This window comes from Pseudonocardia sp. (assembly GCF_050246655.1).
Classification (GTDB): domain Bacteria; phylum Actinomycetota; class Actinomycetes; order Mycobacteriales; family Pseudonocardiaceae; genus Pseudonocardia.
Genome location: NZ_JBFWVQ010000226.1, coordinates 1 through 3,661, shown reverse-complemented (window position 1 = coordinate 3,661; position 3,661 = coordinate 1). Strand labels below are relative to the sequence as shown.

6 protein-coding genes and 1 pseudogene are annotated in these 3,661 nt (G+C 75.1%); 6 read left to right on the top strand and 1 reads right to left on the bottom strand.

Annotation, left to right across the window (positions count from 1 at the left end):
* The 4 genes from AB7J25_RS30530 to AB7J25_RS30515 all read left to right on the top strand — a co-directional run.
* On the top strand, nucleotides 1–242 hold a 242-nt coding region (locus tag AB7J25_RS30530; protein ID WP_428514841.1), incomplete at its 5' end, for a sulfurtransferase.
* Nucleotides 239–547, top strand: a complete 309-nt coding sequence (locus AB7J25_RS30525) for a DUF1416 domain-containing protein (RefSeq protein WP_428514839.1) — start codon at nucleotides 239–241, stop codon at nucleotides 545–547. The genes AB7J25_RS30530 and AB7J25_RS30525, both read left to right, overlap by 4 nt.
* Nucleotides 548–650: 103 nt before the next feature.
* Nucleotides 651–785 carry a hypothetical protein gene (locus tag AB7J25_RS30520; RefSeq protein ID WP_428514837.1) on the top strand — a complete coding sequence of 45 codons (135 nt, stop codon included), beginning with the start codon at nucleotides 651–653 and terminating at the stop codon, nucleotides 783–785.
* Nucleotides 782–1,378 carry an FABP family protein gene (locus AB7J25_RS30515; protein WP_428514835.1) on the top strand — a complete coding sequence of 199 codons (597 nt, stop codon included), beginning with the start codon at nucleotides 782–784 and terminating at the stop codon, nucleotides 1,376–1,378. Before AB7J25_RS30520 ends, AB7J25_RS30515 begins: the two co-directional genes overlap by 4 nt.
* A gap of 12 nt (nucleotides 1,379–1,390) precedes the next feature.
* Here the strand turns inward: AB7J25_RS30515 and AB7J25_RS30510 are convergent, their stop codons facing one another.
* Nucleotides 1,391–2,656, bottom strand: coding sequence for a DivIVA domain-containing protein (locus AB7J25_RS30510; RefSeq protein ID WP_428514833.1), 1,266 nt, complete (start codon nucleotides 2,654–2,656; stop codon nucleotides 1,391–1,393).
* A gap of 197 nt (nucleotides 2,657–2,853) precedes the next feature.
* Between AB7J25_RS30510 and AB7J25_RS30505 the strand changes: the two genes are divergently transcribed.
* Both AB7J25_RS30505 and AB7J25_RS30500 read left to right on the top strand, forming a co-directional pair.
* A complete protein-coding gene (locus AB7J25_RS30505) occupies nucleotides 2,854–3,339 on the top strand; it encodes a Fur family transcriptional regulator (RefSeq protein WP_428514831.1) in 486 nt (161 codons plus the stop codon).
* A pseudogene (locus tag AB7J25_RS30500) lies at nucleotides 3,336–3,661 on the top strand (hypothetical protein); the annotation flags it as partial. The gene AB7J25_RS30505 and the pseudogene AB7J25_RS30500, both read left to right, overlap by 4 nt.

Genomic DNA, 3,661 nt, shown 5'->3' with positions numbered 1-3,661 from the left:
AGGCCGCCAACGAGGACGGCACCTTCAAGTCCGACGAGGACCTCCGCAAGCTCTACGCGGACGAGGGGTTCGACGAGGGCCGGGCGACCATCGCCTACTGCCGCATCGGCGAGCGTTCCTCGCACACCTGGGTGGTGCTGCACGAGCTGCTCGGACACTCCGACGTGAAGAACTACGACGGCAGCTGGACGGAGTACGGCTCGCTCATCGGCGTGCCGATCGAGCTGGGGGTGAAGAAGTGAGCAGCGGTTGCGCGGCACCGGACCAGAGCGGGGCCCTTCCGGCCAGCACGAACCTGGAGAAGGAGACCGTCCTGACCGGGAGGGTCCTCGCGGCCGGTGAGCCCGTCGGCGGCGCGTTCGTCCGGCTCCTGGACGGCACCGGGGAGTTCACGGCCGAGGTCGTGTCGTCCGCCGAGGGCGGCTTCCGGTTCTTCGCCGCACCCGGCACGTGGACGCTGCGGGCGCTGTCGCGCGCGGGCAACGGCCAGGCCGTGATCACCGCGCACGGCCCGGGGCTGCACTCCGCGGAGGTCGCGGTGTCCTGACCGCCGCCTGCCGTCGAACGAGCGGCGCGTTCGTCCAACTGGGTTGGACGAACGCGCCTTTCGTTGCGTGGGCCGCCGGGTGGCCGGGCTATGCTGCGCGGCCGTGTCGTGGTTCTTCACCGTCGTGCTGATCGGCGTCAGCGTGGCGACGCTGGTGTTCACCGGCTACCTGCTCCGCAGCGTCCTCACGATCGAGCCGGTCGTCCCCCCGGCCGCGGACGAGGGGAACACCCCGTGAGCGCCGCCGCCGGATTCGAGCCCGCTCCGGACGCGCCCGCGCGCAACCGACCCCGCTACGAGGACCTCCCGATCCCGGACGACACCGCGAACCTCCGCGAGGGCCCGGACCTGCACCCCCTCTGCGCGGGCCTGCTCCCGCTCGTGGGGGTGTGGCGGGGCCGCGGCGAGGTCGTCTACCCGACGATCGACGGACCGTACGCGTTCGGCCAGCAGATCGTCTTCGCCCACGACGGGCGCCCGTTCCTGTCCTACGAGGCCCGCGCGTGGCTGCTCGACGCAAACGGCGAGGTCGTCCGGCCCGCGGCGCGCGAGACCGGGTTCTGGCGGCCGCAGGAGGACGGCACCCTCGAGGTGCTGCTCGTGCACGCCACCGGGATCAGCGAGGTCTACTACGGGCGCGCGCTCACGCTGACGTCGTGGGAACTCGCCACGGATGCCGTCGTGCGCACGGCCAGCGCCAAGGAGGTCGTGTCGGCCACCCGGCTGTACGGCGTAGTGGAGGGCACCCTCGCGTACGTGGACGAGCGCGAGATGGTCGGTCAGCCACGCCAGCCGCACCTGTCCGCGCAGCTCGCGCGCTACGCGGGCTGAGGCGGGGCCCGGTCAGCCGGGGCGGAACGCCGAGGTGGCGCGGTCTGCGCCGTGGTGCCCGTTGTTGCTGGTCCCGTCGGCGTCGGAGTCGTCCTCGCCGTCGCCGGCGCGCCGCACCGCGGGCGTGACGACCGTGTCCGCCGCGCCCGCTGGGTCGTCGGCGTCGCCCGCCTCGGTCTCGGGGGCACTGCCTGCGCCGGCGGGCTTGCCCGCGTCGTCGGCCCGTTCGTCGGCCCGCTCGTCGGCACCGGAGGCCTTGACCTGGTTCGGCCGTACCGCCGACACCACGACCGTGCGCTCCACGCTCCCGTCGCCCGCGCTCTCCACGACCTCGTCCGCCTCGGCCTGCTCCGCTCGCGCGGGCATCCACACGGTGCCGGAGTGGTCCGCCGAGTGGGCGGGCGCACCCGGCCGGGACGTGCCCGGCAGGGGCTGACCGGCCGTGCCCTGCTGGGCCGCAGGAGGCTGGACCGCCGTCGGGTGCGGCGCGGTCGGGCGCGGGACGGGCGAGGGTCGCGGGCGGGGCGACGGCGACACCCCCGGAGTGAGGGTGGTGCGCTCGTGCGAGGCCACGGCCGGGCCGGGCGGTGCCGACTGCGCCGCATCCGCCCCCGCTGCGCTCTCGCCGGCGAGGGGCGGGCGTGGCGCGGGGGCCGGGCGGGCATCGGGCGCCGGTGCGCCGTCCGGGCCGGGCGGGCCCGGCTCCAGCGGTACGGCAGCCGTCCGCCCGACGGGGCGCGGTCCGGGCGCGGGGCGCGGCCGGGGACGAGGGGGTTCGCCCGGACGGCCGTCCTCACGAGGCGCGACGTCGCCGTCCAGGCGTCCGCGGAGCCGGTTCAGCTCGGCGAGCATCGCGTCCCGCTGGCCGGCGAGCTCGGCGACCTGCGCGCGCAGGTGCTCGCCACCCGCGGCGTCCATGCGCGCCCTGCGGCGGATCTCGGCCGCCTCCTCCTCGGCGGCCCGCAGGATGCTCTGCATACGGTCGGTGAAGCCGCCGACCACATCCGGGGCGGGCTGCTGCGGCGGGCGCTGACCCCATTCCGGCTGCTGGCGCATGCCGCGCTCGGGCGTCGTCGGGCCCCGGAACCCGCGGCCCGGGGTCGCCGGGGGCGCCTGTTGCTGCGGTTGGGAGCGGGATATCTCCAGGTCGGCGCGCAGGCGCTGGATCACCCGCTGCAGGCGCGCGATGTGTTCGTCGACCTGCCGACGGTCGTAACCGCGGAGCACGACGTCGAACCGCGGGGCGCCGAGGAAGCGGTCGCCGCCGTCTGCCGTCATCGATGATCCTCCCGCGAACCCATACCCTCTGTTTCCCCCCGATGTGGTGACGCCGTCGGCGCGGCGCCCGGCGTTCACCCTCTCGGAGTATACCCGCGCCGGCAGTGGTGAGGTGGCGCCGGTCGGGCGGAGATCGGCACCCGGCAGGGTGAGCCGCGTCCCGTCCACTCCTTTCCCGGCCGCATACCATCGGGACGATGGACGCCCACTCCGCTGCGCAGGCGCCGACGCTCGAATCGGACCGGCCCACCGACACCGCCGCGTTGCGGCGCACCCTCCACCAGCGCGGCCTGCGCATGACTCCCCAGCGCCAGCTCGTGCTCGACGCCGTCCGTGCCCTCGGCCACGCCACGCCCGAACAGATCTGCGCCCGGGTGCAGGAGTCCGCGCCAGCGGTCAACATCACCACCATCTACCGCACGCTGGACCTGATGGACCGCATCGGGCTCGTCCGCCACACCCACCTCGGTCACGGCGCGCCGAACTACTCCGCGGAGGAGCACCAGCACGTCCACCTGGTGTGCCACCGGTGCGGCACGGTCGTCGAGGCCCCGACCGACCTCATGGACGACCTGACCGCCCGGCTGATGCGTGAGTCGAGGTTCGCGCTCGACGCATCGCACGTCGCGCTGTCCGGCGAGTGTGCGGCATGCCGCGCCACCCCGGAGGAGAGCATCCCGTGACCGAGCCCACCGGCGGCCCCACCCTCGAGCCCGCCGTCGAGCCCACCCCCGAACCCACGCCCGAACCCACGCCCGAACCCACGCCCGAACCCACGCCCGAACCCACGCCCGAACCCGCAGACCCGGACGCGGCGGTCCCCGCCCACCGCGGCGACCCGCAGGCCGAGCAGCGCGCCATGACCCGCTCGGCCGGGGTCGTGGACCGCAGCCATCGCGGCGTCGTCGCCGTGCCCGGCGAGGATCGGCTGAGCTGGCTGCACCTGCTGCTCACCCAGCACGTCGCGGAGCTCCCCGAGGACACCGGCACGGAGACGCTCGTCCT

Coding starts and splice junctions, on each gene's coding strand:
- AB7J25_RS30510 (WP_428514833.1), bottom strand. CDS start 2,656: ATGACGGCAGACGGCGGCGACCGCTTCCTCGGCGCCCCGCGGTTCGAC.
- AB7J25_RS30505 (WP_428514831.1), top strand. CDS start 2,854: ATGGACGCCCACTCCGCTGCGCAGGCGCCGACGCTCGAATCGGACCGG.